The 3,432-nt window shown below is 47.0% G+C and carries 4 protein-coding genes; 1 reads left to right on the top strand and 3 read right to left on the bottom strand.

The features are described from left to right. From nadA to nadB, 3 genes are all read right to left on the bottom strand, one after another. On the bottom strand, positions 1-231 hold a 231-nt coding region (gene nadA / locus G4V62_RS18935), incomplete at its 3' end, for a quinolinate synthase NadA (RefSeq protein ID WP_165205183.1). Beyond that, positions 224-1,078, bottom strand: a complete 855-nt coding sequence (gene nadC / locus G4V62_RS18930) for a carboxylating nicotinate-nucleotide diphosphorylase (protein ID WP_165205180.1) — start codon at positions 1,076-1,078, stop codon at positions 224-226. The genes nadC and nadA, both read right to left, overlap by 8 nt. Further along, a complete protein-coding gene (nadB, locus tag G4V62_RS18925; protein WP_165205178.1) occupies positions 1,047-2,618 on the bottom strand; it encodes an L-aspartate oxidase in 1,572 nt (523 codons plus the stop codon). The genes nadC and nadB overlap by 32 nt, the downstream gene beginning before the upstream one ends. A 146-nt stretch (positions 2,619-2,764) precedes the next feature. On the opposite strand from nadB, the gene G4V62_RS18920 reads away from it, so the two are divergent. Further along, positions 2,765-3,432 (top strand): cysteine desulfurase family protein (locus G4V62_RS18920; RefSeq protein WP_165205176.1); only part of this gene is annotated, 668 nt, incomplete at its 3' end.

Here is a 3,432-nt window from a genome sequence, read left to right as displayed (position 1 = left end):
AAAAACAATCCAACGCGCATCAACAGTCGCAGACCACGAAGCAAGCGCAAGCGAATCACCCGTTTGATCGGCAAAAGGCATCACTTCTTCTTTCTGGTAATGATGTGCCGGAATGACGAGTTCATTGCCCAGCCGACGACGAACGTGCCCAATTCGTTCATGCATTTCTTCAACAGTCATCGCTTTGTACTGTGGTGGCAGACGATAAGATTGAGAAAGTACGTCAAGCATATTTGCGTCCCCCTTCAATATTAAAACTAATATCTATACTCCTTGAAGAATGTGTCAGCTGGCCTAGTGAAATAAAGTTTACTCCCGTCGATCCGTAGTCTTTTAACGTATCAATGGTAATCCCACCGGAAGCTTCTGTCTGCAAATGCACTGGGCATTCGTTAATCCATTCTTTTAAAACAGCCGGTGACAAGTTATCAAACAGAATACTTTGAATGCTTGTTTGTTCTTCAAGCGCTTGTTGATATTCTTCGTAAGTTTCCACTTCAACTTGAATCGGTGTTAGATGCCCACAAGACTTTCGAACTGCGGCCACAGCCTTTTTAATGGATCCAGCTAAGGCGATGTGATTGTCTTTAATTAATGCACCATCTGAAAGTCCAAAACGTTGGTTGACCCCGCCGCCACAAACAACGGCATGCTTTTCAAGCATCCTAAGGCCCGGCGTCGTTTTTCGTGTATCACAAATACGCGTGTTTGACCCTTCAAGCTCGTTGACCGCCTGACGCGTCATCGTTGCTATGCCACACATTCGCTGTAGCAAATTTAAAACCACTCGCTCCGTCTCGAGCAAAAATAACATCGGTCCCTCAATCGTTCCGAGCAAATCTCCTGCTTGGAAACTCTCCCCCTCCGCTATATGCAGCTCAACATGAACATCCTGTGATCTACTGAGCATAGGAAGTATAGCGACCATGTCCTTTCCAGAAAAGATGCCTTCCTCCTTTGCAATCCATTGCCCCTTACCGTATAGGTCTTGGGCAACCGGTTGACTCGTGATGTCACCATGACCGATATCTTCATCTAAAAAATGTTCAAGCATTCGTCGTAAGCGAATGGTTTGCATTTGTGAAATCCCCTTCCCACACAGATCTTCTATTTATGAAAATATGTTTCTTCTCCCATGCTGGCTCCTCATGCGGGTAATCAAGACGAAAATGACTGCCTCGGCTTTCTTTTCTCATGAAAGCAGCCTTTACGATACACGTCGATGCGACGATTCGGTGCCATTGTGCAATATGAGCCTGAGAGCCTTGCGACCAGTCACACTGGAGCGCGGTCTCAGAGTATGGCGCTAATCGTTTGTACAATTGTTCAAGTGCTGCGCCTTCTCGCAGTATGCCGCATACGCTCGTCATTTCATTTTTAACGGATTGGATGTCTAACCATTCTTGCTCCCTTCCAACACCGTTGTCTTGCTGTCTATGAATTGATGTCAATGTGCTGTCTGCAGTGTACGACACGATGCGCTGAGCAGTTTTTCTCCCGCAAATGACTGCCTCAAGCAGCGAATTGCTAGCTAAACGATTGGCGCCGTGTACACCGGTGCAAGCGACCTCCCCGACCGCGAACAGCCGAGGCACAGAGGTTGCACCGTCCATCGAAGCGGCGATACCGCCCATCATATAATGAGCACCAGGTTTTACAGGAAGGAGCCCTTGCTCTATGGATAGACCATTAGCTTTGCACATGCCAGCAATCCCAGGGAAACGGTCGGCAAAATTCGGCACGTCATTGATATCTAAATAGATGGACTCCCCAAGCGAAAGTTTGTGATGTATTGCACGTGAGACGACGTCACGAGGGGCAAGGTCTCCAAGTGGATGATAGCCAGCCATTACAGCATCTCCATATTGATTAACGAGACGCGCCCCCTCACCTCGGACAGCTTCAGAAATCAACCCGATACTTATGTCCTTTATGGTTAAAAGGGTTGGATGAAATTGAATAAACTCAAGGTCGGTTAACGTTGCTCCGGCTTTACAAGCTAAGGCAATACCACTGCCTATTGAATCCCCACTATTTGACGAGTGAGCAAATAAATCGGCACATCCGCCTGTTCCCAGCACTGTAAACTGAGACATGTATTCGCGTGAATGACCGTGGCTCGTCACTGTTTTAACGCCACAGCAAACCCCTTCTTCACTTAACAACAATTCTGCTACCATTTCGTCAGCGACGTAGTCAATATTCGTAGGAAGCCCGGCACATAATGTTGACATCATCGCCACACCTGTCTGATCTCCTTGAATGTGATGAATACGTCGACGTTGATGACCACCTTCTTGATGTAACTCAGTTGCAAAAGACACACCCTTTTCCTGCAAAAAGCGAATAGCTGCTTGCGCTTCTCTCGTCAGCATGTCGATGTGCACTTCGTGACCGTGACCTCTTCCTGCCTTCAATGTGTCGTCTTTATGTGCAGTCCAATGGTCATCTTGATGAAATGCGGCCGCCACCCCTCCTTGTGCCCTCCAAGAGCTAGAACGGGTCACATCTGTTTTAGCAATGATGAGAATACGATACTGATCAGGCAGTGACCGAGCGACCGTCATCCCTGCCAGCCCTGACCCTACTATGACGACATCATAGGTCGCGGACCTCAAAATTCACACCTCTTCTTTACTTGTGTCTTGACACATATATTTACATATAATTATAGTATTGACAAGGTCTTTATGCTAAAAATCTATTTGACTTTACGTCCCTATTTGAAAGGTTTGTTATACGATGTGGTTTAAGGAGGAGAAGAATGCTTTATTTCGATTATGCAGCAACAACACCGATGTCCCCAGCTGCGTTACAAGCCTATCAAAAGACGGCAGTCAGCTTTTACGGAAACACTCAAGGTCTTTATGATTTAGGAACAAACACAGCTAACGTCGTTCAATCTTGCCGAGCTTTGTTTAGCGAATGGCTTCAAGCCGACAAAGAAGGCATTTTCTTCACAGGCAGTGCATCAGAAGCAAACAGCCTTGCTATTTTTGGCGCTCTTGAAGCCCGTCCTCCTGAACAACGCCACGTGCTGTATTCACCGTTAGAACACCCATCCGTCATGATGGCGGTTCAGAAAGCAGAGCGATGGTTAGGTGCCAAAGGCATTGAACTACCGCTTAATAAGGAGGGGATGGTGGAAGTTCATGAGGTGGAGAGAGCGATCAATCACGATACTGGTCTTATTGTCATGTCGCACATCGCATCAGAAACCGGATTCACGCAGCCGGTACAAGCGGTTGGCCAGCTTGTCAATCACACGCCGATCCACTTTCATGTCGATGCCTCTCAATCTTTTGGAAAATATAGCGTGTTTCAGCCAGCGCTTTATTTTGACTCTTGCACGCTTTCGGCTCATAAGTTTTACGGGCCTAAAGGCGTCGGTATTGCCTATATCTCCCCAACCGCTACATTCCATCCGTTTTT

The sequence above is a fragment of the Litoribacterium kuwaitense genome, from assembly GCF_011058155.1.
GTDB classification, from domain to species: Bacteria; Bacillota; Bacilli; order Bacillales; family DSM-28697; genus Litoribacterium; species Litoribacterium kuwaitense.
Note: the sequence above shows the minus strand (reverse complement) of the source record. Positions and strands in the feature narration are given on the sequence as shown.